This window comes from Streptomyces sp. (assembly GCF_035645055.1).
Taxonomy (GTDB): Bacteria; Actinomycetota; Actinomycetes; order Streptomycetales; family Streptomycetaceae; genus Streptomyces.
In genome coordinates this window covers 19576-41846 of sequence record NZ_DASQNH010000042.1, presented here as the reverse complement: position 1 = coordinate 41846, position 22271 = coordinate 19576, and the positions used below count along the sequence as shown (strand labels likewise).

Here is a 22271-nt window from a genome sequence, read left to right as displayed (position 1 = left end):
CCGCCCGCAACAGGTCTTCGATCGCCGCCGACCGGCCGGTCCGGACGCGGTGTCCGGCCGGCCCCTCGGTCAGTCGGCGGCACTCGCGGGCTCGGGGACCGGTACGGCCTCTCCCGACCCGCGGTCGTCTTCCTGGCTCCCCACGCCCGCGTCTCCGTCGCCCGCGGCGCGGCGGCCCGTCTGTTCCCTGAGCTCAGCGATCGCCGTCTCGAAGTCCTCCAGCGAGTCGAACGCCCGGTAGACGGACGCGAAGCGCAGATAGGCGACGAGGTCCAGCTCCTGCAACGGGCCGAGTATGGCCAGCCCCACATCGTGGGTGGTCAGCTCGGCGCTCCCGGTGGCCCGCACCGCCTCCTCGACCCGCTGGCCGAGCTGGGCGAGCGCGTCCTCGGTGACAGGCCGCCCCTGGCATGCCTTGCGCACACCGTTGATGACCTTGGTACGGCTGAACGGCTCGGTGACTCCGGACCGCTTGACCACCATGAGTGAGCAGGTCTCCACGGTCGTGAAACGACGGGAGCAGTCAGGACACTGGCGGCGCCTGCGGATCGACGTGCCGTCGTCGGTCGTACGACTGTCGACGACGCGGCTGTCGGGGTGCCTGCAGAAGGGGCAGTGCATGAACTCCAACCCTCCTCACAGCAGACTCAATAGCCTCGGAGGCCTCACGGGCCCCTCGAAGCAGCCCCAAGCATAGGCGATCGCTGCGGGGTCGATGACCCGGGGGACCACAACTTCTGGGCTGCTGTCGCCATCCAACCACTAGATGTGGGGATTGGCTCGCACATCCAGCCCAGGCCGCGTGTCGATCGCGCCCGCGTCCGCGCACGGCCGCTCACGGTGGCGCACGGACGGCGGCGCCGGGAGGACACATGGGGAGATAGCGTGGTCGCCGCACGGAGAAGACGTAGGACTCCTGCGCGAACGGGGGCCGGTGCCCGGCTGACGGGGTCCCGGATGGCAGACTGGGGGCCCGCCCCACAAGGGCGCTGCCCCGGCGGTGAAGAGTACAACAATGGGCGCATTTGCCCGCGCGGCACCGCGTCAGCCATACACCCAGACACATGATCGCGTCAGACAAAGCGCGAATTTTCACTCGAACGTGTGTTTGGCGCAACCTTTCGAAAGCAACTACCGTTGTGCAGCAGGGAGACCATCGAGAGGGGCCGACGTGACCACCACCGCAGACAGTGCCACCATCACTGCCCAGGACCGCTCCCAGGGCCGACTCGAGCCGGTGCATGCGATGAACGAAGCCACGAATCCCGAGGGGCACAAGCGCTCCCTGCCGGGCCGACCTCCAGGCATCCGAGCGGACAGCTCGGGGCTCACCGATCGCCAGCGCCGTGTGATCGAGGTCATCAGGGACTCCGTCCAGCGGCGCGGCTACCCGCCGTCGATGCGGGAGATCGGCCAGGCGGTCGGCCTGTCCAGCACCTCCTCGGTGGCGCACCAGCTGATGGCACTGGAGCGCAAGGGCTTCCTGCGCCGTGACCCGCACCGCCCGCGCGCCTACGAGGTCCGTGGCTCCGACCAGGCCGCCTCGGTGGCCCCCACCGACACCGCCGGCAAGCCCGCCGCGTCGTATGTGCCACTGGTCGGCCGGATCGCCGCCGGTGGCCCCATCCTCGCCGAGGAGTCGGTCGAGGACGTCTTCCCACTGCCCCGGCAGCTGGTCGGTGACGGTGAGCTGTTCGTCCTGAAGGTCGTCGGCGACTCCATGATCGAGGCCGCGATCTGCGACGGCGACTGGGTCACCGTCCGCCGCCAGCCGGTCGCCGAGAACGGCGACATCGTGGCCGCGATGCTCGACGGCGAGGCCACCGTGAAGCGCTTCAAGCGCGAGGACGGCCACGTCTGGCTCCTCCCGCACAACGCCGCGTACGAGCCCATCCCGGGTGACGACGCGACCATCCTGGGCAAGGTGGTGGCCGTCCTGCGGCGCGTATGACGGCCGCGACGGGCGGGCTGCTCGCAGCCGCCGCCCCTCCGACCGGGCCCCGGAACCCCTGCGCCGGTTCCGGGGCCCTGTGCTGTCCCGTGGGGCGGCCGGCCCCCTCAGGGGGGCGGCCGACCGCGTCCCTGGTGGCTGTGCCGTGGGGGCCCGTCCGAAGACTCGAACGGGCCCCACAGTCATTTCCCTTCCGTCTGCTTCGCCGCCGCGTCGATCGCCGCAAGGGACTTCCGGACCTGGTTGCGGTCCGTGGTGTACCAGAAATCGGGCAGTGACGCCTTCAGATAGCTGCCGTAGCGTGCCGTCGCCAGCCGCTGATCCAGTACGGCGACCACGCCCCGGTCCCCTGTCGCGCGGACGAGGCGCCCTGCGCCCTGGGCCATGAGCAGCGCCGCGTGGGTGGCGGCGACGGCCATGAAGCCATTGCCGCCGGCCTCCTCGACCGCCTTCTGCCGGGCGCTCATCAGCGGGTCGTCAGGGCGCGGGAACGGAATCTTGTCCATGACGACCAGCTGACAGCTGGGACCGGGCACGTCGACGCCCTGCCAGAGGGAGAGCGTGCCGAACAGGCAGGTCTTGGGATCAGCGGCGAAGTTCTTGATCAACTCGCCCAGGGTCTCCTCGCCCTGGAGCAGGATCGGGAACTCCGGGATACGCGAGCGCAGCTCCTCGGCGGCGAGCTGGGCGGCCCGCATGGAGGAGAACAGGCCCAGAGTGCGGCCGCCGGCCGCCTGGATCAGCTCCGTCAGCTCGTCCAGCATGTCCGCGCGGTCACCGTCCCGCGCGGGGCGCGACAGGTGCTTGGCGACATAGAGGATGCCCTGCTTGGGGTAGTCGAACGGCGAACCGACGTCGACGCCCTTCCACTGCGGAAGATCGTCCCCCTCCATGCCCTCCGGGCCGAGCCCCAGAGACGCCCCGACGCCATTGAAGTCGCCGCCCAGCTTCAAGGTCGCCGACGTGAGGATCACGGACCGGTCCGTGAACAACTTCTCGCGCAGCAGTCCCGAGACGGACATCGGAGCGACGCGCAGGGAGGCGCCGAAGCGGTCGTGGCGTTCGTACCAGACGACGTCCCACTCGGAGCCGTTGGTGATCCGCTCCGCCACATCGTGCACCGTCTCCACGGAGGCCAGCGCCTGCTTGCGGACCGCGTCCTCGTCCTGCACGGACTTGTCGCGGGTCGCGCCGATCGCGGAGATCACGGTACGGCAGGCGTCACGCAGCGCCATCAGGGCATAGCCGAGGTCTTCCGGGATCTCCTCCAGGCGTCCGGGCAGGGCCAGCTCCATCAGGCGCTCGAAGCCCTCCGCAGCGGTCTGGAGCTGGTCGGCGGCCTTCTCGTTGACGAGCTTCGCGGCACGCCGCACCGCGCGGTTGACCTGGCCGGGGGTCAGCTCGCCGGTGGCGACACCGGTGACCCGCGAGACCAGCTCATGCGCCTCGTCGACGATCAGTACCTCGTGCTGCGGCAGGACCGGGGCGCCTTCGATCGCGTCGATCGCGAGCAGAGCGTGGTTGGTCACGATCACTTCGGCGAGCTTGGCCCGCTCACGGGCCATCTCGGCGAAGCACTCGGCGCCGTACGCGCACTTCGTCGCGCCCAGGCACTCCCGGGACGACACCGACACCTGGGCCCAGGCACGGTCGGAGATTCCGGGCGTGAGGTCGTCGCGGTCGCCGGTCTCGGTCTCGTCGGCCCAGTCGCGCACGCGCAGCAGGTCCTGGCCGAGCTTGCTGGTGGGTGCGGCCGCCTCGAACTGGTCGAACAGGCCCTCCTCCTCGTCCTGCGGGACGCCCTCGTGGAGGCGGTGCAGGCAGAGATAGTTCGACCGGCCCTTCAGCATCGCGAACTCAGGACGGCGACGCAGCAGCGGGTGCAGCGCGTCGACCGTGCGCGGCAGGTCCCGCTCCACCAGCTGGCGCTGCAGGGCCAGCGTCGCGGTGGCCACGACCACTCGCTCCCCGTGGGCGAGCGCCGGCACGAGATAGCCGAGCGACTTTCCGGTGCCGGTGCCGGCCTGGACGAGCAGATGGGAGCCGTCGTCGATGGCGTCCGCGACGGCTTCGGCCATGGCCACCTGGCCGGGGCGCTCCATGCCGCCGACAGCGGTGACGGCAGCATGCAGGAGTTCGGGGAGTGAGGGCTTCGTCATAGCGCGACCACCCTACGACCCGGGGCTGACAAACGGGGGGTCGCGCCGGGGGCGAAGGGTTGGATCAAGCCCGTGAGGTCGGTGGGGTGGGGACCGGTAGGCATCGCTTCGGACCGGCTCGTATTGCTTGGGATCGATCGGCGTGCACTTCCGCGCACTTCCGATCAGGGCGGTGGGGGTTTTGATCGGACGGGGTGCGCACCCGCTGCGCCCGCAAAAGGTGGGAACCAAGTCGCCGCGAGCGGTGTACCAAAAGTGACGATGAAGACGCACGGTGCGACGACGCCCGGGGACGCTACGGCGCATCGCGCAGGCCCCGTTCCCGGACCATGAGGGCGGCCCGCTTGCCGGGCAGCTCCACCTCACTGGAGAGACGGAAGCCCGCGCGCAGGAATGCGGACAAGGAGGGTGTGTTGTGCACGTCGGGTTCCGCGATGACGCGGGTGCAGGCGGAGCGCTTGTCCAGGATGAGTTCGGCGACGGCTTCGAGGAGAGAGCTGCCGAGCCCTCGCCCCCGGTCCGCGGCATCGCCGATGAGGAGGTGGATTCCGGTGTCATGAGGTCGGGCGGGATAGTGCCGGGCCAGCGGGTCGAGGTCGGCCCGGTAGATCTCCCAGTAGCCGATCGGTGTGCCGTCCAGTACGCCGAGGCACGGGACGCTGTGCCCGTCGCCGACGAGCTGGGCGCGCAGATGCAGCGCGGTCACCACCGGTGGACCTGCCAGATGCCAGTACGCGGCCACGGCGGGGTCGTTCATCCAGCGGCTGATGAGCGCGAGGTCCCGCTTGATCTGCACGGGGACGAGACGAAAGGCGCCGAGGGGCGTGACAGTGGGGCCCCACTCGTCCACGCGGTCGAGCAGATCGTCCTCGGCGAACCGCACGGCAGCAGGCTCGGACGGCAGGTGTCGATTCAGCTTGTCCTCGGCGTCGGCACTCGCGTCGGTGGCAGACAGGACGAGGCTCCTCTCAGGGTGCGGGCGGGGGCGATGGTGGGCGGAAGTCAGGAGTGCAGGGGGTTGGCGATGGTGACGTAGACGGACTGCGTGTCCACTGGCCCGACGAGTTCGTCCAGGCCGTGCAGCCGGGTGAGGAGATTGGCCTTGCAGCGCAGGAAGGGTGAGTCGAGCAGCCGGGCAGGCAGGGAACTGCGCAGCCTGCCGGGACCGGAGGCGGCACCCGCGAGAAAGCGGCGGAATGCGGCGAGCAACAGGGCTTCCTCGGCGAGGCTCTGGGACCCGAAGGCACCGATGAGGCCGAACACGTTGTTGATCGCCAGGTAGTAGGCGAAGCGTTCGTCCGTGACGTCGTCGGACACGAACGTGTCGCTGCGCTCACCGATCCCGGGCAGTCGGGCATCGAGTTCCGCCCGGCGGGACTCACGGAAGTAGTAGCCCTGATTGTCGCGGTACCGGCCGCCCGCGGGCCAGCCCAGGGCGTCCAGCAGGAGCAGGGTGTTCTGCTGGTGGGCCTCCAGGGCGATCCCCGCCTCGCCGTCCAGCCACAGCACGGGACGGACGACCTGCTCCAGGTAGCGCAGGAACCACTCGACGGCGACGGCCGCGCCCGGCCGACCGGTTTGTGCGGCGAGACGCTTGATGAGTCGGGCCAGTCGGGACCGGGCCGGTCGGAGTGCCGGTGCCCGTACCGGCGCTTGGGGCGTCACGAGCCCGGCGACGCAGGACACGTCGTCCGCGGGGGCGAACGGGTTGTGCCGGATCATCACGTCCAGTCCGGTCACGGGGTTGCCTTCGGGTCCGTCGACGGCGAGCCAGGCCGGATCGCGGACGATGTCGAAGCACGGGTGCGCGGCACGCCACTGCTGGGTCAGCCCGGTGCGGAGCAGCCGGTGCACCTCCACGCCCCGATGGAGCTCCTTGCGGAGGTTCTCCCGACGGGAGTTGGTGATACGCAGGCCCAGGGAGAGCTTCAGCATGGCCGCGGCTTCGGACCGGTAGACGGTGCGGACGGAGGAGGTGGGGTGCCAGGGAGACCCATGTGTCCCGAGGTTCCGGAGCAGCCCGGCGTCGAGCAGGGAAGCGACCTCGGGACTGTGCCGGATCTCGCGGAACTGCCAGGGGTGCAGAGGCAGAGCGGCGTATCCCTCGGGCAGGGCCAGGTCCGGCCCGGCCAGGCGAGCGGTGAGACGGGGCGCGGGCACCGGCCTGCCGCGCTCGGTCCAGGCGGAGTCGGTGGAGAGCAGGGAGGGAGCGACAGCGAGCCAGTGCAGCGGGAAGGAGCCACGCAGTTCAGGTGAGTACGGCCGTGCTTCGGCGTCGGTGATGCCCTCGCGGCTCTTCGGGGTCGGGTGCAGAGGGTGCCCGAGCAGGAGTGCCTGCTCGGCGGCGAGGAAGAGGTCGGACGCGTCCGCGGAGGCGCTTCGACGGTCACGGAGGAAGGTGGTGACCCTGCGGACCGAGTCGGCGACGCGGCCCACGAGTTCGGGGACGTGACCGAAAGTGAAGGCGGCCGGGGGCAGGCCGCTCGGCTCGGGAGCCCTGGCCGGGGCTACGGCAGGCGCTTGGCACTCCCGCGACGCCTCTCGGGCGAGCAGAGCCGCGACGGTGACCGCGTCGACCGGCGGGGACGGATGAGGGGCGCCGGCCAGATACGGCAGCCCGAAGCGGTGCCAGCCGGTGGCGGACGAGTAGTGCACCGGGGCGAGCAGAACCGTGCCGCTGGCGGGGAGGGGGATGCGGAGGGTGCCGTGGGTGGGGACGGGGATGTTCGCCTCACGGACCCAGCAGCGCAGCAGGTTCTCCACGGCCGCGGACTCGGCCGCGATATGCGGGTCCGAGTGCTGGAGGAAATCGTGGGCGGCGTCCGGCCGCTGCCGCTCGGGATGCCCCGAGCCAGCCTGCCGACCGAGGGCCGCTTCCGTCGCCGGCTCGGGCGGGGGCTGCGTCCCGGGCAGGCCCGGCTCTGATGGGCGGATGCGGCTGTCGGCGGTGGGGTTGGTGTGCAAGGCGGTTCCTCGGGGGGTGTTCCGGCGCTTGGGGAGCGTGCCGAGCGGTAGGGCGAAGAGACCGGACACGGAGAGTCCGTGTCTGGGCAGTGAGCGGATCGACGGGAGGTAATCGGCGTGGTGTCACGGACATGGGTGGGCTCCAGCGAGGTGAAGAGGGCGGACGGCATGTCGGACCGCGTAGCGAGGCGTCCGCCGGGCGGGAAGTGCGCGCACGCAACGGTTGCCTCGCTATCGCGCCGGCTCTGCGGGGTCGCCGGTCTCGTGCTGCCGCTCGCCCCGAGGGCGCGGCTGTCGGGAGTGATGTCGGCCCTGTGGGATGCGATGACGGGAGTGGTCTCGGGCCACGGCTGCCAGCGCGTCGGCCAGTCGGTCGAGCACCGCGGCGGCCTGATCGTCGCTGATCGTCAGGGGTGGCAGCAGCCGTACGACACTCGATTCGCCAGCACCGAGGCCACCCGCGTCGCCGCCGAGTCCGACGATCAGGCCCCGTCGCAGGCACTCGCGCTGAACCGCCGTGGCGAGGTGGGGCGCGGGCGGGCGGGGAGGCGGGGCGGGGTACGGACCGGGTGCCGACCGCGTGACGCCCCCGCCCTGGCTGTACGGCAGTGGAACACCGGTCGTCGCGCCACTCCCCTCGCTCGACGAGCACGGGGCTTCGCCTGTCACCGGACCGGCATCCGCCTCGGGATCCACAAGCTCGACGCCGAGCATCAGCCCCCGACCGCGCACCTCTCCGACACAGCTGAAGTTCCGAGCGAATTCCCGCAGTCGGCCGAGCAGCCGGGAGCCCAGAGCGGCGGCACGTTCGGCGAGACGCTGATGTCTGACGTGGGCGAGTGTGGCGGCACCGGCGGCCATGGCCAGCTGGTTGCCGCGAAAAGGGCCGGGAGGGGGAGCCGGTTCCCCCGCGTCCAGGAGGTCGTCTCGGTGGACGACGGCGGCCAGCGGAAGGCTGCCGCCGATGGCCTTGGACAGAATCATCACGTCGGGCGTCACCCCACTGTGTTCGACGGCCCAGAAGGCGCCGGTTCGGCCCACACCGGTCTGCGACTCGTCGACGATCAGCGGCACGGACCGAGTCGCCGTGAGCTGCCGCATCCGTCGCAGCCACGCGTCGGGCGCGGGGATCACCCCCTCGCTCTGAACGGGTTCGAGGATCATCCCGGCGGGCGCGGTGTCAGCCCCGGTGCCAGGCAGGCCAGGGGTATCAGAAAGGCCAGGGAGGGCAGGCATGGTGGAGCCGGGATGCCACGGAGTGGTCCTGGGCGCGGCATCGCCCTCGCAAGCTCCCGGAGTGCCGTGAGCATCCGCTGGCCAAGAAGACGGCACCGGCGTATCCGCGCCGTCCAGTACCGCCTCCGTCCAGCGAGCGGCGAGTTCGGCGCCGTGGGGGCCGCCGACGCCGAAGAGGCAGCGATAGTCCTGCGGGTAGGGCAGTGGACGGCCGGTGAGGCCGAGTGTGCCCAGGGGCTGCCCTCCGGCCCCCGCACCGTGCTCGCTGCCGGCGAAGCCGAGGATCGCGGTACGGCCGGTGGCGGCTCGCACCAGCGCGCAGGCGGTGGACACCGCGTCGATGCCGGCCGGCCCGCAGAACCGTACGCGGGCGCGGTCGGCGAGCCCGGGCGGCAGGGTGTGCCGCAGTTCGGTGACGAAGGCCTCTTCGACGGGGGTGGTGAGACCGGGCACGTTCAGTGGTGCGCCCGAGTCGAGGACCTTGCGGATCGCCTCCAGGACGACCGGGTGGTTGTGGCCGAGGGCCAGGGTGCCCGCTCCGGAGAGGCAGTCCAGATAGCGGCGGCCGTCGGCATCTTCGATGGTCAGGCCGCGGGCCCGCACCGGCACGACGGGGAGGGCGTGGGGATAGGTGCGGGCCGCCGGCTCCCTCGCCGGTGGGCGTCGCGGGGTCTCCTCAGTCACGGCCGTGGCTCCTCGTTCTTCCGCTCTCCAGCGAGGAGTCGACCGCTCGCTCCGGCCCGTCCGTCCCTCGCTCGCTCGCCATGCCGCTTGCCCAACACCGACCACATCCGCCCCGGCCCAAGTCCCAACACCCCGGCGCGCGAGCCCTACCGCCCCCGGCCACCGGCTCCCCCCGTCGCCCGGTCCGCCCGCCCCCCGTCCGGCCAGGCAGACCCCACCGCTACCAACCCCGCTTCAGGCGCCGGGTTACGGGTTGCTTCAAGATCCTTGCCGTGACGGAACCGTTGCCGTTCCGTCGGAAGTCCCCCACAGCGACCGCATAGTGTGGGGTGCCATTCCCGGAAGGCCGTGCGAGCAGCCTGAGTTCCGTATGGGCTCGGGTCGGAGTCGCGGCCACCGCGCCACGTCAGTCCACCTCAGGGGGAGTAACACCATGCGATCCACACGGCCGTCGTTCACCGCTCGCCGGGAGAGGAGCGGGCGCCGCAGAACCTCCCCCGTGCTGACCGCGGTGGCCCTGGCCTCGGTGCTCACGCTCACCGTCACCGCCTGCGAGTCCGGCGACGCCGAGGCGGGCGGCGAGGCGACGGCCTCCGCGGCGGCGGGGGACGACAAGATCCGGATTCCGGACGACCTCAAGGACCGTCTGAAGGAACACGGGATCGACATCGACAAGTGGCGGGACGGCGCCTGGAAGAACTGGAACAGGGACGACTGGCTGCGCGAGGCCGAGGACTTCGTCAACCCGATCATCGAGGACCTGTGGGACCCGGACCGGATGCGGGAGGCCGAGGAGCCGGACCAGCAGGTCGATGAGAGCGACATCTCCGGTGACCAGGGCGTGACCGACCCGGAGCCGGCTCCGGTGGAGGCGGAAGCCGTTCCGGCCTCGTATCACGCCAACGCTCCCGAGGCGGGCAAGGTGTTCTTCGACTCCCCCGAGGGCACGATGGTCTGCTCGGCGACGGTCGTGAAGGACCCCTCGAACCCGGGCAAGTCGAACCTGGTGTGGACGGCGGGGCACTGTGTGCACGCGGGCAAGAGCGGCGGCTGGTACCGCAACATCGCGTTCGTGCCGTCGTACAACGACGCCGGCAAGTCGGCCGCGGAGTTGCAGGACGCCACCAAGGAAGAGGTCGCCCCGTACGGCGTCTGGTGGGGCGACTGGGCGCAGACTTCCGACCAGTGGATCGAGCAGGGCGGTGCGACGGGCGGTGACGGCGCCCCGTACGACTTCGCCGTCATCCATGTGACGCCTGAGGAGGGCAGCGGCGGCAAGTCGCTGGAGGAGATGGTCGGTTCGGCGCTTCCGGTGGACTTCAACGCCCCGGCCGTGCCGAAGACCGAGAGCATGACGGCGATCGGGTATCCGGCGGCGCCGCCGTACGACGGCCAGAAGCTGTACCGGTGCGAGGACAAGCCGGGCCGGCTGTCGATCCAGGCCGCGGACCCGACGATGTACCGCATCGGCTGCACCATGACCGGCGGTTCGTCCGGTGGCGGCTGGGTCGCGACGGGTTCGGACGGCAAGCCGGCGCTGGTGTCCAACACCTCCATCGGCCCGATCACCGCGGGCTGGCTGGCGGGCCCGCGGCTGGGCGAGGAGGCCGAGGCCGTGTTCGACGAGGTGAGCAAGAAGTTCGCCGGCCAGTGACGGCCGGGTAGGGAGAGGCGGCGGTGGGTGCCGTGCGGAAAGCTTCACGGTCCCGCCGCCGTTCGCCCTCGGCCCCACGGGCATAGTGGGGTGTCGCATGCGGGGTCGAGTTCTGCGCGAACTCCCGCACCGCACATGACAAGCACATGACATTGACGCGTTCCTACGGGGGTCATCGCACCATGCGTTCCATACGCACGCCCGAAACACCGCGGCGGCGTCGGCGTACCGTTCTCGCCGCCACCGGCCTCGTCGCCGCCCTGGCACTCACCGCGACCGCCTGCAACGGCTCCGACGAGGAGAAGGCGGCCGACCAGCCGGGCGCCACCGCCTCGCAGGGCGCCGACGGCGCCGGTGACGGGACCGGTGACGGCAAGGTCAGCATCCCGTCCGACATCGCCGGCCGGCTCGAGGAGCACGGCATCGACGTCGACGACTGGAAGAACGGCGGCTGGAAGAACTGGGACAAGGACAAGTGGCTCAGTGAGGCCAAGGACTTCGTCAACCCCGTGATCGAGGGGCTGTGGAAGCCGGAGCGGATGCAGTCCGCGAAGGAGGCCGACAAGACGGTCACGACCAAGGACACGTCCGCCGGCCAGGGCGTGAGCGACCCGGAGCCCGCACCGGTCCAGGCCACGGCCGAGAAGACGCCGTACCACGACAACGCCGCCCCGGTCGGCAAGATCTTCTTCGACTCCCCCGAGGGCTCGATGGTCTGCTCGGGCACGGTCATCAAGGACGTGAACCACCCGGGCAGGTCCAACCTGGTCTGGACGGCCGGTCACTGCGTGCACGCGGGTCGGAACGGCGGCTGGTACCGCAACATCGTGTTCGTCCCGGCCTTCAACGACCTCGGCAAGTCCGAGGACCGGCTGAACAACGCCGACCCCGTCGAGATCGCCCCCTACGGCAACTGGTGGGCGGACTGGGCCTCGACCTCGAACGGCTGGATCGAGGGCGGCTCCGAGACCGGCGGCGCGGGTGCGCCGTACGACTACGCCGTGCTGCATGTGCAGCCGGAGCAGGGCGCGAAGTCGCTGGAGGAGACCGTCGGCGCCGCGCTGGACGTGGACTTCTCCGCGCCGGCCGCGGCCGAGGCCGGGAGCATGGGCGCCTGGGGCTACCCGGCGGCGCCGCCGTACAACGGTCTCCGGATGTTCAAGTGCATCGACCAGCCGGGCCGGCTCGCGCTGAGCCCGGCGATGCCGACGATGTACCGCATCGGCTGCACCATGACCGGTGGCTCGTCCGGCGGCGGCTGGTTCCGGGTGGTGGACGGCAAGACCAAGCTGGTCTCCAACACCTCGATCGGCCCGGCCGACAACACCTGGCTGGCCGGCCCGCAGCTCGGCCGGGACGCCCAGGCGCTGTACCGGAACATGAGCGAGGCCTACGGCGGTCGGTGACGCCGACCGGTACCGGACAGGCCGAAGGCCCGCTCCCCGCGTGCGGCGGGGAGCGGGCCTTCGGGCTGTTCTCGGTCGTCCGCCGGGTACGGCCGGTCAGACCGCCGAAGCCGGAGCGTACGGCGTCAGCTCGGCCGCCAGCTCCTCGTGCACCCGGACCTTGAGCAGGGTGCCCTCCGCGGTGTGCTCCTCGGAGATCACCTCGCCCTCGTCGTGGGCGCGGGCGACCAGCTTGCCGTGCGTGTACGGCACCAGGGCCTCGATCTCGACCGCCGGGCGCGGCAGCTCGCTGTCGATCAGCGCCAGCAGCTCCGTGATGCCCCGGCCGGTGCGGGCCGAGACCGCGATGGAGCGCTTCTCGATCCGCAGCAGCCGCTGGAGCACCAGCGGATCCGCGGCGTCGGCCTTGTTGATGACCACGATCTCGGGCACGTCGGTGGCGCCGACGTCCCTGATCACCTCGCGTACGGCGGCCAGCTGCTCCTCCGGGGTCGGGTGCGAACCGTCCACCACGTGCAGGATCAGGTCGGAGTCGCCGACCTCCTCCATCGTGGAGCGGAACGCCTCGACCAGGTGGTGCGGCAGGTGCCGGACGAATCCGACGGTGTCGGCCAGCGTGTACAGCCGGCCGCTCGGGGTCTCGGCCCGGCGCACGGTCGGGTCCAGGGTCGCGAACAGCGCGTTCTCGACCAGGACGCCCGCGCCGGTGAGGCGGTTGAGCAACGAGGACTTGCCCGCGTTGGTGTAGCCCGCGATCGCGACGGAGGGCACCTTGTGGCGACGGCGCTCCTGGCGCTTGATGTCGCGCCCGGTCTTCATCTCCGCGATCTCCCGGCGCATCTTCGCCATCTTCTCGCGGATCCGGCGCCGGTCCGTCTCGATCTTGGTCTCACCGGGACCGCGCGTGGCGAGGCCGCCGCCCTTGCCGCCGCCCATCTGCCGGGAGAGAGACTGGCCCCAGCCGCGGAGCCTCGGCAGCATGTACTGCATCTGCGCGAGCGCGACCTGCGCCTTGCCCTCTCGGGACTTGGCGTGCTGGGCGAAGATGTCCAGGATCAGGGCCGTACGGTCGATGACCTTGACCTTGACGACGTCTTCGAGGTGGATCAGCTGGCCCGGGCTCAGCTCGCCGTCGCAGATCACGGTGTCCGCGCCGGTCTCGAGCACGACGTCGCGCAGCTCCTCGGCCTTGCCGGAGCCGATGTAGGTGGCGGCGTCGGGCTTGTCACGGCGCTGGATCACGCCGTCGAGCACGAGCGCGCCCGCGGTCTCCGCGAGAGCCGCCAGCTCCGCGAGGGAGTTCTCCGCGTCCTGCACGGTCCCCGAGGTCCAGACGCCGACGAGCACGACCCGCTCCAGGCGGAGCTGGCGGTACTCGACCTCGGTGACGTCCTCGAGTTCGGTGGAGAGGCCCGCGACGCGGCGCAGAGCCGCGCGCTCGGAGCGGTCGAACTGGTCGCCGTCCCGTTCTCCGTCGATCTCGTGGCTCCAGGCGACGTCCTCTTCCATCAGGGCATCGGCCCGAAGACCCTCGGGGTAGTCGTGCGCAAGGCGCTTGCGCTGGGTGTCCTGGGAAGGGGAAGAAGAGGAGGTCATTGGGTCCTTACGTCGTTGGGGTTTCCGTTTTGCGGGCGGAGCCGGTCCGTCATTGCTCACAACGCACGAGTACCCCGGGAGATTCCCGCGCCCCGTCGCGTGCCTGCAAAACGATGGTCGCACGGAACGCCCCGTCTCGTCACCGTGTTATTACCCGGCCGCCTCCGCCCCAATCGCCCGGCCGCCACCCTCTCGTTCACCTTGCTGTTTCCCGGTCTGTTCCCGGGCCGCCCCGGCGGGAGCGTCCGACTTCCAGTCCGGGTGCCCGGGCATCGGCGGGGTCTTCTCGCCGTACAGCCAGCCCTGGAAGAAACCGGTGAGATCGCGTCCGGAGATCTCACCGGCGAGCCGCACGAAGTCGGCCGTGCCGGCCGTGGCGTCCTGGTGGCGGCTCACCCACACCCGCTCCAGCCGCTCGAAGGCCGGGCGTCCGATCTCCTGGCGCAGCGCGTAGAGGATCAGGGCGGCGCCGTCGTAGACATTGGGGCGGAAGATCCCGAGCCGGTTGCCGGCCTCGGGGGCCTTGGGCGCGGCGGGCGGTCCGCCGGCCGCGCGCCAGCGGTCGGAGGCGCTGTACGCGGCCTTCATCCGGTCCTCCATGGGCCGGTCGGCCGTCTCGTCCGCGTACAGCGCCTCGTACCAGGTGGCGTGCCCCTCGTTGAGCCACAGGTCGGACCAGCTGCGCGGGGTGACGCTGTCGCCGAACCACTGGTGGGCCAGTTCGTGCACCATGATCGCGTCGACGTACCACACGGGGAAGGCGGGATCGGTGAACAGCTCTCTCTCGAAGAGAGAGAGCGTCTGTGTCTCCAGTTCGAAGCCGGTGGAGGCGTCCGCCATGAGCACGCCGTACGTCTCGAAGGGGTACGGCCCGACCTTGCGCTCCATCCACGCGATCTGGTCGGGTGTCTTCGCCAGCCATGGTTCGAGCCGCTCGCGGTGGGCGGTGGGGACGACGTCCCGGATCGGCAGTCCGCGCGGTCCGGTGCGGTGCAGCACCGTGGAGCGGCCGATGGAGATCTGGGCCAGCTCGGTGGCCATGGGGTGGTGGGTGCGGTACGTCCAGGTGGTCGCGGCGGCCGATCGCTCGATGTCGGAGGGAAGGCCGTTGGCGACGGCGGTGTAGCCCTCGGGTGCGGTCACCCGGAAGGTGAACATGGCCTTGTCCGAGGGGTGGTCGTTGCACGGGAACACCAGGTGCGCGGCGTCCGCCTGGTTCGCCATGGCGAGGCCGTCCGCGGTCCGCACCCAGCCGCCCTGCCTGCCCTTCCCGGCCACCGGGTCGCTGGTGTGCCGGACGACGATCCGCGTCCACTGACCCGCGGACAGCGGCTCCTCGGGGGTGATCACCAGGTCCTCGCCGGCCGCGGCGTACGCGGCGGGCTCGCCGTCGATGTCCACCGACTCGACCTTCCCGCGCGCGAAGTCGAGGTTGACGCGGTCGAGGTCCTCGGTCGTCCAGGCGTCGATCGTCGTGACGGCCGTCAGCGGCTTGTCGTTCGCGCCGGAGTAGGCGAGGGCGAGGTCGTACGACGCCACGTCGTAGCCGGGGTTTCCCAGGTGCGGGAAGAGGCGGTCGCCGACGCCCAGCGGGGCCGGCGGGGTGCCCGCGGCGACGAGGCAGACGGTGACGGCCGAGGCGAGCAGCGCCGCCCTCAGCCGCCGAGGGGCGTGGGTGCGGGGGGTGAAGGGCATGCCCCACGGCTACCAGCGCACGCCCGGCGCACGGCGCAGACGCGCGCCGGGCCCACTCGAACGGGCTCCCCCGCCAGGCCTCGTGGCCGCCCTCAGTGCGCCGAAGCCGGGTGCTGCGCCCGGCTCACGTCGTACACGCCGGGGACGTTGCGCATGGCGCGCATCAGCGCCGGCAGACGGGCCGCCGCGGGGAGTTGGAGGGTGTAGGTATGGCGCACCCGCTGCTGGCTGGGGGGCTCCACGGTGGCCGAGACGATCTCGGCGTCCTCCAGGGCGATGGCCTCCGTCAGGTCCGCGAGGAGATGCGGGCGGCCGAACGATTCAGCGACCAGCGTGACGCGGCACCCCGAGGTCTCGCTCCCGGCGGCCTCACCCCAGCGCACTCCCACCTCGTCCCGGCCCGCGCCCTTCATGCGCGCCACGACCGCGCATTCGACCCGGTGCACGGTCACCGCTCCCCCGCGCACCGCGAATCCGGTGACCGCGTCAGGCGGTACGGGCGTACAGCATCCGGCCAGGCGTACGGGGGCACCGGGGCGGTCGGCGAGGGCGGTGACGGTGACGGATGTCGCGGGGACCGTAGGGGCCACAGCGGCTTCAGGCTCGGTCTGCCCGGTCTGCCCGGTCTGCCTTGCCACCCCGGTCTGCCTTGCGCCTCTGATCTCCCTCGTCTCGGTGGCCTCCATAGCCTTCCTGCTCACGGCAACCTCGGCAGTCTCGAGCAACTCGACCACCTCCCCGGTTCCTCCCGACCCCTCAGGCTCCGGGTGCGCCGCCAGCCACCGCTGGATGGCGATCCGCGCGCCCGGGGTGTGAGCGTGCTCCAGCCACTCCCGCGAGGGTTCCGACGCCGGGTCCTGCCCCATGAGCAGCTGGACGGTGTCCCCGTCCCGCAGCACCGTGCTCAGTGTCGCGAGCCGGCCGTTGACGCGCGCGCCGATGCACGCGTGCGCGTCCTCCCCGTACTGCGCGTACGCGGCGTCCACACAGGTCGCGCCCTCGGGCAGGCCGAGGGCGCCTCCGTCGGGCCGGAGCACGGTGATCTCACGGTCCTGTGCCAGGTCCTCGCGCAGGGTCGACCAGAAGGTGTCCGGGTCGGGTGCGGCGCGCTGCCATTCGAGAAGACGCGAGAGCCAGCCGGGGCGGGTGGGGTCGACGCGCTCGCCGTCCGCCGCCGACTGCACCTCCGGGGGAGCCGCGTAGGGGTTGCCGAGCGCGATGACGCCCGCCTCCGCGACCTTGTGCATCCGGTGGGTGCGGATGAGGACTTCGACGACCTGACCGTCGGGGCGGGCGACGGCGGTGTGCAGCGACTGGTACAGGTTGAACTTCGGTACGGCGATGAAGTCCTTGAACTCCGACACCACGGGCGTCATACAGGTGTGCAGCTCGCCCAGGACGCCGTAGCAGTCCGCGTCCTCGTTCACCAGCACCAGGATCCGCCCGAAGTCGGCGCCGCGCAGCCGGCCGCGTTTGCGGGAGACGCGGTGCACGGAGACGAAGTGCCGGGGCCGGATGAGGACTTCGGCCGGGATGCCGGCCTCGCGCAGCACGGACCGCATCTCGTCGGCGATCTCGGCGAGCGGGTCGTCGGCCCGGGTCGCGTTCTCGACGATCAACTCCCGGGTGCGCTCGTACTCCTCGGGGCGCAGGATCGCGAAGACCAGGTCCTCCAGCTCGGTCTTGAGCGCCTGGACGCCGAGCCGTTCGGCGAGCGGGATGAGGACGTCCCGGGTGACCTTGGCGATCCGGGCCTGTTTCTCGGGGCGCATCACGCCGAGGGTGCGCATGTTGTGCAGCCGGTCGGCGAGTTTGATCGACATCACCCGGACGTCGTTGCCCGTGGCGACGAGCATCTTGCGGAACGTCTCGGGTTCGGCGGCGGCGCCGTAGTCGACCTTCTCCAGCTTGGTGACGCCGTCGACGAGATAGCGCACCTCCTCGCCGAACTGCTCACCCACCTGGTCGAGCGTCACGTCGGTGTCCTCGACGGTGTCGTGGAGCAGGGACGCGGTCAAGGTCGTGGTCTCGGCACCGAGTTCGGCGAGGATCAGGGTCACCGCGAGGGGGTGGGTGATGTACGGCTCCCCGCTCTTGCGCATCTGGCCGCGGTGCGAGGACTCGGCCAGGACGTAGGCGCGGCGCAGGGGTTCGAGATCGGCGTCGGGGTGGTGGGCGCGGTGGGCGTCGACGACATGGCTGATGGCGTCGGGCAGCCGGTCCCTGGCGGCGGGGCCGAGCAGCGCGGCGCGGCCCAGGCGGCGCAGATCGATTCTGGGCCGGCCTCTCCTGCGTGGAGCGGCGGCCGCCGTGGGCGCGACGGCGCTGGTCACAGCGTCTGTCACAGCGCCTGGACTCGCAGGGTTCGTGGCCTCCGCACTCATGGGCACCTCCGGCTGCGTGGACCGGCGGACGGGGTGCCCCAGGGCGGACACGGCTCAGGGGGCGGCGACATCTCCCCCGTCCGGGCCGGTGCTTGATGCTACCGAGCCCATCACGTGCGACTGACCGCCTCTCGCCGAGCGTGAAACGGATCACCCATTCGAGCGAAGGTGAGGACGTTTACGGCTGGGCGCGTCCGGCCGTGGGTGAGAGCGCTCCACGCACCCGCGCACGGGTGCCGCGCCCATGCCTCAGTCCCTCGGCCGCGCCGCCGCCCCGGCCAGCCACTCCCCGTCGATCTCGCCCTCGGCGACGATCACCGCCGGGCCGGTCATCTCGATCTCTCCGTCGGGCCGCTCGGTGATCACCAGGCGACCGCCGGGGACGTCCACGGTGTAGGTGACGGGGGTGCCGGTGGTCGTCGGGTCCGCGCCGTCCCGGCGGGCGGTGGCCACGGCGACGGCGCACGCGCCGGTGCCGCACGAGCGGGTCTCGCCGGAGCCGCGCTCGTGCACGCGCATCGCGACGTGCCGGGGGCCTCGGTCGACGACGAACTCCACGTTCACCCCGTCCGGGTAGGCGGCGGCCGGGCTGAACGGGGGCGGGGTGAGCAGATCCCCGGCCTCCGCGAGGTCGTCGACGAAGGCGACCGCGTGGGGGTTGCCCATGTTCACGTTCCGCGCGGGCCAGCTGCGCTCGCCGACGCTCACGGTGACGTCGCCTTCGGGCAGCAGCGCCTTGCCCATGCCGACGGTGACGTCCCCCTCCTTGGCGACGTGCACGGTCTTCACGCCGCCGCGCGTGGCGACAGCGAGGTCGCCCTCGGTGGCATGCCCGGCGTGCTGGAGGTAGCGCGCGAACACGCGTACGCCGTTGCCGCACATCTCGGCGATGGAGCCGTCGCCGTTGCGGTAGTCCATGAACCACTCCGCCTCGGCCGCCATCTCCTTGGCCTCGGGGTGCGCGGCGGACCGCACCACGTGCAGCAGTCCGTCACCGCCGATGCCCGCGCGGCGGTCGCACAGCGCGGCGACGGCGGCCGGGGACAGGTCGAGGGCGTTCTCGGGGTCCGGGACGATCACGAAGTCGTTCTCGGTGCCGTGCCCCTTGAGGAAGGCGATCCGCGTGCTCATTCCTCGATCGTACGGGGTGGGTACGACAACGGATCGACGACCGGGTGGCAGCGCCCCCGCGCGGGACGCCGACACGGTTCACGCGGGACGGCGGCGGCTCAGCGCAGCCGCGCCACACGCCACACGGCCAGCACCACGACCGCGGCGACCACGACCACGTACGCGATCACGACCCGCCAGTCCGGGCGCCGTCCGGAGCCGCGCTGCGGCAGCCCGGGCCACGTGTAGCCGACCCTGCGCGCGGCCATCATGCCCCAGCCGGCCGCGCAGGAGCAGATGAGCAGCCCCAGCATGGCGATCATGGCCCCGCTGTCGCCGAAGTCGAAGGCCAGCGGAAAGGCGAACATCAGCGAGCCGATCGCGCCCAGGCCCACGATCGGCGCCAACTGCCACAGGCGCAGGCGCCGCTGGGGACGCAGCTCGACCTCGACCTCGGGCCCGCCCACGAACATCTCGTCGGGCTCGGGACCGTCGGCGGTCACTTCGCCCTGGGTCTCGTCCGGCCCGTCGGGGCTCAGGCGGTCGTCGTTCCGCTCGGCAGCGTCACCTTCTGTGGTGGCGTGCTCGGCGCCTTGTGCGGTGTCGCGAGGGCCGGCCTCCATCGCCACGCGCCCTCCCAACTAGGACTTCACTCGGTCGATCGAAGCTCGATGATGGCACGGCGCCGGAGGCCCCGATGACGGCCGGAGCGTCCCGATGCCATGACGTGATCAGGCTGTAACCGGTCGTTCGACCAACGCCAGGGCCAGCTGCGGAAGTTCCCCGATGTCCGCCGCGGCCCCACTGAGCCAATGCACCCGGGGGTCGCGCCTGAACCACGAATCCTGACGGCGCGCGAAGCGCTTGGTGGCGCGGATGGTTTCGGCCCGCGCCTCGTCGAGCGTGCACTCGCCGGCCAGCGCGGCGAGCACCTGCTGGTAGCCGAGCGCGCGCGACGCCGTACGCCCCTCGCGCAACCCCTGCGTCTCCAGTGCGCGCACTTCCTCGACCAGCCCGGCCTCCCACATCCGGTCGACCCGGCGCGCGATGCGCTCGTCCAGCTCCGGCCGGGCCACATCGATGCCGATCTGCACGGTGTCGTAGACCGAGTCATGGCCGGGGAGGTTGGCGGTGAACGGCCGACCGGTGATCTCGATCACTTCCAGGGCCCGGACGATACGGCGGCCGTTGCTCGGCAGGATCGCCCGCGCGGCCTCGGGGTCGGCGGCGGCGAGACGGGCGTGCAGGGCACCGGAGCCGCGCAGCACCAGCTCGCCCTCCAGGCGGGCCCGGACCTCGGGATCGGTGCCGGGGAACTCCAGGTTGTCGACGGCCCCACGGACGTACAGACCGGAGCCGCCGACCAGGATCGGCCAGCGCCCTTCGGCGAGCAGGGCGTCGATCCGCTCCCGGGCGAGGCGCTGGTACTCGGCGACGGAGGCCGTGACGGTCACGTCCCAGACGTCCAGGAGGTGATGCGGGACGCCACCGCGCTCCTCGGGCGTCAGCTTGGCGGTGCCGATGTCCATCCCCCGGTAGAGCTGCATGGAGTCCGCGTTGACGACCTCCCCGCCGAGTCGCCGGGCGAGAAATACGCCCAAATCAGACTTTCCGGCCGCGGTGGGACCGACGACGGCGATGACACGGGGGGCGGGGGCTGCGCTGCTCACCGCACCAGTCTCGCAAACCTCGCACCCTGGCCTCGAACGAGTTACGTGACGCCCCGCAACCGGGGGTCGTTGCCCGTTGCGAGGTTCTTGCCGCCGATCGGCAGGGGCGGTGACCCGGGCGACGCAAACGGACGCACCGGGTGACGCGGGATTTCGCCCGCACGAGTAACGTATGGAGTGGATATGGGCGTTTTTGCGCGACTTCTTCGGAGGTCGAAGGCTACCGAGGAGGCCTCGACCGCCGAGGCACGGGCCGACACGTCGTCGGCCGGCTCCGAGGCGAACGAGGCTGCGGAAGCCAAGGGATCGGCCGACGCCGGAACCGACTCCTCCACGGAGACGACGACGGAGACCACGGCGGGCACCGATTCGGGCACGGATTCGGGCACGGGTACGCCCACGGCGGAGACCGGGGAGGCCGGTTCGTCCGACGCCGTCGGGATCCCCAAGCAGCAGTCCGCCGTGGAAGCGGCCGACAGCGAGGCCGACAAGGGCGCCCGCACATAGACTGCCCGCGAGGGAAGGTGAACCCATGGGTCTCTTCGACAATGTGAAGGCCAAGCTCGCCCCGGCCAAGGACAAGGTCTCCGGCCTCGCACAGCAGCACGGGGACAAGATCCAGCACGGGATCGACCGTGCCGCCAAGGTCGTCGACGAGCGCACCAAGGGCAAGTACAGCGACAAGATCCAGTCGGGCTCCGGAAAGGCCAAGGGCGCGATGGACCGGCTCGCCCACAAGGACGGCACCGGCCCGGGAGGCACCATCGGCACCCCGCCGACCACGCCGCCGAGCACCCCGCCGACCACGCCGCCGGGCACCCCGCCGAGCACCCCGCCAGGCACGCCCCCACCGGCTTCCTGAGCGGCAGTCGACACCGCAGGACAACGCGGGACAACGCGTACGGCGGACGGCCGTGGAGCAGCGGGCTCCCGGCCGTCCGCCGTTGCGCATCTGGGGCTCAGGCGGCGTTACGACCAGGCCGCCACCACATACCCCACCCCGTACGGCGCGTCCTCGTACAGCAGCGTGCCGCTGAGCCCCGCGTCCTGCGCGGCGCCCGCGAGCACCTGCCACGGCGCGCGCCCCGACACCTTCAGTTCCCGGGCCAGCCCGCTGTCGAGCGCCCGGAGCGCCGCGACGTCGGCCGCCCCCAGCGCACGCGCGACCTCCGCGTCGAAGGGCTCCGCCCGCTCGTCCAGATAGCCCGGGGCCTTCACCGTCCGGCACGCGCTGGCGTCGCCCATCACCAGCATCGCGACCCGCCCGGCCCGTCCGGCGATGTCCCGTCCGACTTCGGTACACCGCTCGACGCCGAGTGGTTCCGCCACACCCATTCCCTCGATCGGGGCATCCGACCATCCGGTGCGTTCCAGCAGCCACGCGGCGACCGCCAGCGACGGCGGCAGTGCGCGCGCTTCCTCGGTGGCCTGCTCGCAGCCCAGGCGGACGCCGAGATCGACCCCGAAGCCGCGGAAGGAGCCCGGCGTGCCCTCCGGGTACGGCCCGGATCCGCCGTCGTCGGCGGGCCCGACGACCACCAGCCGGTCCGGCCGGGCGGCGGCGAGCACCCCGAGGGCGTCCGTGCAGGCGGCACGCGCGGCGTCCAGTTCGGGCGCGGCACCCGCGGCGACCACGGGCACCAGGAGGGGCGGACACGGGCAGACAGCGGCGGCGACAAGCATGATCGGCAGGGTAACCCCCGTCGGGTCGCACAGCGCGCCGCGCCCCGGCGAGAGCCCGGCGCTGCCCTGCGCCCCCGCG

General features: G+C 71.6%; 17 protein-coding genes. 5 read left to right on the top strand and 12 right to left on the bottom strand.

What is annotated here, in order from left to right:
* Positions 1-69: 69 nt before the first annotated feature.
* Positions 70-621, bottom strand: coding sequence for a transcriptional regulator NrdR (nrdR, locus tag VE614_RS14045; protein WP_324936445.1), 552 nt, complete (start codon positions 619-621; stop codon positions 70-72).
* Between the two features lie 550 nt (positions 622-1171).
* On the opposite strand from nrdR, the gene lexA reads away from it, so the two are divergent.
* Positions 1172-1951 carry a transcriptional repressor LexA gene (gene lexA / locus VE614_RS14040; RefSeq protein WP_324936369.1) on the top strand — a complete coding sequence of 260 codons (780 nt, stop codon included), beginning with the start codon at positions 1172-1174 and terminating at the stop codon, positions 1949-1951.
* 182 nt (positions 1952-2133) lie between these two features.
* On the opposite strand, the gene VE614_RS14035 is transcribed toward lexA, so the two are convergent.
* The 4 genes from VE614_RS14035 to VE614_RS14020 form a co-directional block, all read right to left on the bottom strand.
* Positions 2134-4110, bottom strand: coding sequence for an ATP-dependent DNA helicase (locus tag VE614_RS14035; protein WP_324936367.1), 1977 nt, complete (start codon positions 4108-4110; stop codon positions 2134-2136).
* 295 nt (positions 4111-4405) lie between these two features.
* Positions 4406-5218 carry a GNAT family N-acetyltransferase gene (locus VE614_RS14030; RefSeq protein WP_414719572.1) on the bottom strand — a complete coding sequence of 271 codons (813 nt, stop codon included), beginning with the start codon at positions 5216-5218 and terminating at the stop codon, positions 4406-4408.
* Positions 5113-7074, bottom strand: a complete 1962-nt coding sequence (locus VE614_RS14025) for an IucA/IucC family protein (RefSeq protein WP_324936365.1) — start codon at positions 7072-7074, stop codon at positions 5113-5115. Before VE614_RS14025 ends, VE614_RS14030 begins: the two co-directional genes overlap by 106 nt.
* Positions 7075-7305: 231 nt before the next feature.
* Positions 7306-8994: an aminotransferase class III-fold pyridoxal phosphate-dependent enzyme gene (locus VE614_RS14020; protein WP_324936363.1), complete on the bottom strand. Its 1689-nt coding sequence runs from the start codon at positions 8992-8994 to the stop codon at positions 7306-7308.
* A gap of 433 nt (positions 8995-9427) precedes the next feature.
* Between VE614_RS14020 and VE614_RS14015 the strand changes: the two genes are divergently transcribed.
* Entirely contained in the window at positions 9428-10648 is a 1221-nt protein-coding gene (locus tag VE614_RS14015) for a hypothetical protein (RefSeq protein WP_324936361.1), read from the top strand.
* A gap of 182 nt (positions 10649-10830) precedes the next feature.
* Positions 10831-12054, top strand: coding sequence for a hypothetical protein (locus VE614_RS14010; RefSeq protein WP_324936359.1), 1224 nt, complete (start codon positions 10831-10833; stop codon positions 12052-12054).
* Positions 12055-12150: 96 nt separating this feature from the next.
* On the opposite strand, the gene hflX is transcribed toward VE614_RS14010, so the two are convergent.
* The 6 genes from hflX to miaA all read right to left on the bottom strand — a co-directional run bounded on the left by hflX (position 12151) and on the right by miaA (position 20509).
* Complete coding sequence (gene hflX / locus VE614_RS14005; RefSeq protein ID WP_324936357.1) at positions 12151-13650, bottom strand: GTPase HflX; 1500 nt, start codon at positions 13648-13650, stop codon at positions 12151-12153.
* Between the two features lie 150 nt (positions 13651-13800).
* Positions 13801-15345: a M1 family metallopeptidase gene (locus VE614_RS14000; protein ID WP_324936355.1), complete on the bottom strand. Its 1545-nt coding sequence runs from the start codon at positions 15343-15345 to the stop codon at positions 13801-13803.
* Positions 15346-15437: 92 nt separating this feature from the next.
* Positions 15438-17729 (bottom strand): RelA/SpoT family protein, encoded by a 2292-nt coding sequence (locus VE614_RS13995; protein ID WP_324936353.1) that lies wholly within the window; start codon positions 17727-17729, stop codon positions 15438-15440.
* Positions 17730-17978: 249 nt separating this feature from the next.
* On the bottom strand, positions 17979-18860 hold the full coding sequence (gene dapF / locus VE614_RS13990) for a diaminopimelate epimerase (RefSeq protein ID WP_324936350.1): 882 nt from the start codon (positions 18858-18860) through the stop codon (positions 17979-17981).
* A 98-nt stretch (positions 18861-18958) separates the two neighbouring features.
* Positions 18959-19462 carry a hypothetical protein gene (locus VE614_RS13985; protein WP_324936441.1) on the bottom strand — a complete coding sequence of 168 codons (504 nt, stop codon included), beginning with the start codon at positions 19460-19462 and terminating at the stop codon, positions 18959-18961.
* Between the two features lie 108 nt (positions 19463-19570).
* Positions 19571-20509 carry a tRNA (adenosine(37)-N6)-dimethylallyltransferase MiaA gene (gene miaA, locus VE614_RS13980; RefSeq protein WP_324936348.1) on the bottom strand — a complete coding sequence of 313 codons (939 nt, stop codon included), beginning with the start codon at positions 20507-20509 and terminating at the stop codon, positions 19571-19573.
* 183 nt (positions 20510-20692) lie between these two features.
* On the opposite strand from miaA, the gene VE614_RS13975 reads away from it, so the two are divergent.
* Positions 20693-21016, top strand: a complete 324-nt coding sequence (locus VE614_RS13975; RefSeq protein ID WP_324936346.1) for a hypothetical protein — start codon at positions 20693-20695, stop codon at positions 21014-21016.
* 25 nt (positions 21017-21041) lie between these two features.
* The gene (locus VE614_RS13970) at positions 21042-21371 is read left to right on the top strand and encodes an antitoxin (protein WP_324936344.1); all 330 of its coding nucleotides are present in this window, start codon (positions 21042-21044) and stop codon (positions 21369-21371) included.
* Between the two features lie 107 nt (positions 21372-21478).
* On the opposite strand, the gene VE614_RS13965 is transcribed toward VE614_RS13970, so the two are convergent.
* Positions 21479-22192, bottom strand: a complete 714-nt coding sequence (locus tag VE614_RS13965; RefSeq protein WP_324936342.1) for a class III extradiol dioxygenase subunit B-like domain-containing protein — start codon at positions 22190-22192, stop codon at positions 21479-21481.
* Positions 22193-22271: the final 79 nt, after the last annotated feature.

Bases quoted from the DNA above. Each gene is read 5' to 3' on its own strand.
- dapF (WP_324936350.1), bottom strand. From the start codon at position 18,860: ATGAGCACGCGGATCGCCTTCCTCAAGGGGCACGGCACCGAGAACGAC.
- nrdR (WP_324936445.1), bottom strand. From the start codon at position 621: ATGCACTGCCCCTTCTGCAGGCACCCCGACAGCCGCGTCGTCGACAGT.
- VE614_RS13985 (WP_324936441.1), bottom strand. From the start codon at position 19,462: ATGGAGGCCGGCCCTCGCGACACCGCACAAGGCGCCGAGCACGCCACC.
- VE614_RS14000 (WP_324936355.1), bottom strand. From the start codon at position 15,345: ATGCCCTTCACCCCCCGCACCCACGCCCCTCGGCGGCTGAGGGCGGCG.
- VE614_RS13975 (WP_324936346.1), top strand. From the start codon at position 20,693: ATGGGCGTTTTTGCGCGACTTCTTCGGAGGTCGAAGGCTACCGAGGAG.
- hflX (WP_324936357.1), bottom strand. From the start codon at position 13,650: ATGACCTCCTCTTCTTCCCCTTCCCAGGACACCCAGCGCAAGCGCCTT.
- VE614_RS13970 (WP_324936344.1), top strand. From the start codon at position 21,042: ATGGGTCTCTTCGACAATGTGAAGGCCAAGCTCGCCCCGGCCAAGGAC.
- VE614_RS14010 (WP_324936359.1), top strand. From the start codon at position 10,831: ATGCGTTCCATACGCACGCCCGAAACACCGCGGCGGCGTCGGCGTACC.
- VE614_RS14035 (WP_324936367.1), bottom strand. From the start codon at position 4,110: ATGACGAAGCCCTCACTCCCCGAACTCCTGCATGCTGCCGTCACCGCT.
- VE614_RS14015 (WP_324936361.1), top strand. From the start codon at position 9,428: ATGCGATCCACACGGCCGTCGTTCACCGCTCGCCGGGAGAGGAGCGGG.
- VE614_RS13995 (WP_324936353.1), bottom strand. From the start codon at position 17,729: ATGAGTGCGGAGGCCACGAACCCTGCGAGTCCAGGCGCTGTGACAGAC.
- VE614_RS13965 (WP_324936342.1), bottom strand. From the start codon at position 22,192: ATGCTTGTCGCCGCCGCTGTCTGCCCGTGTCCGCCCCTCCTGGTGCCC.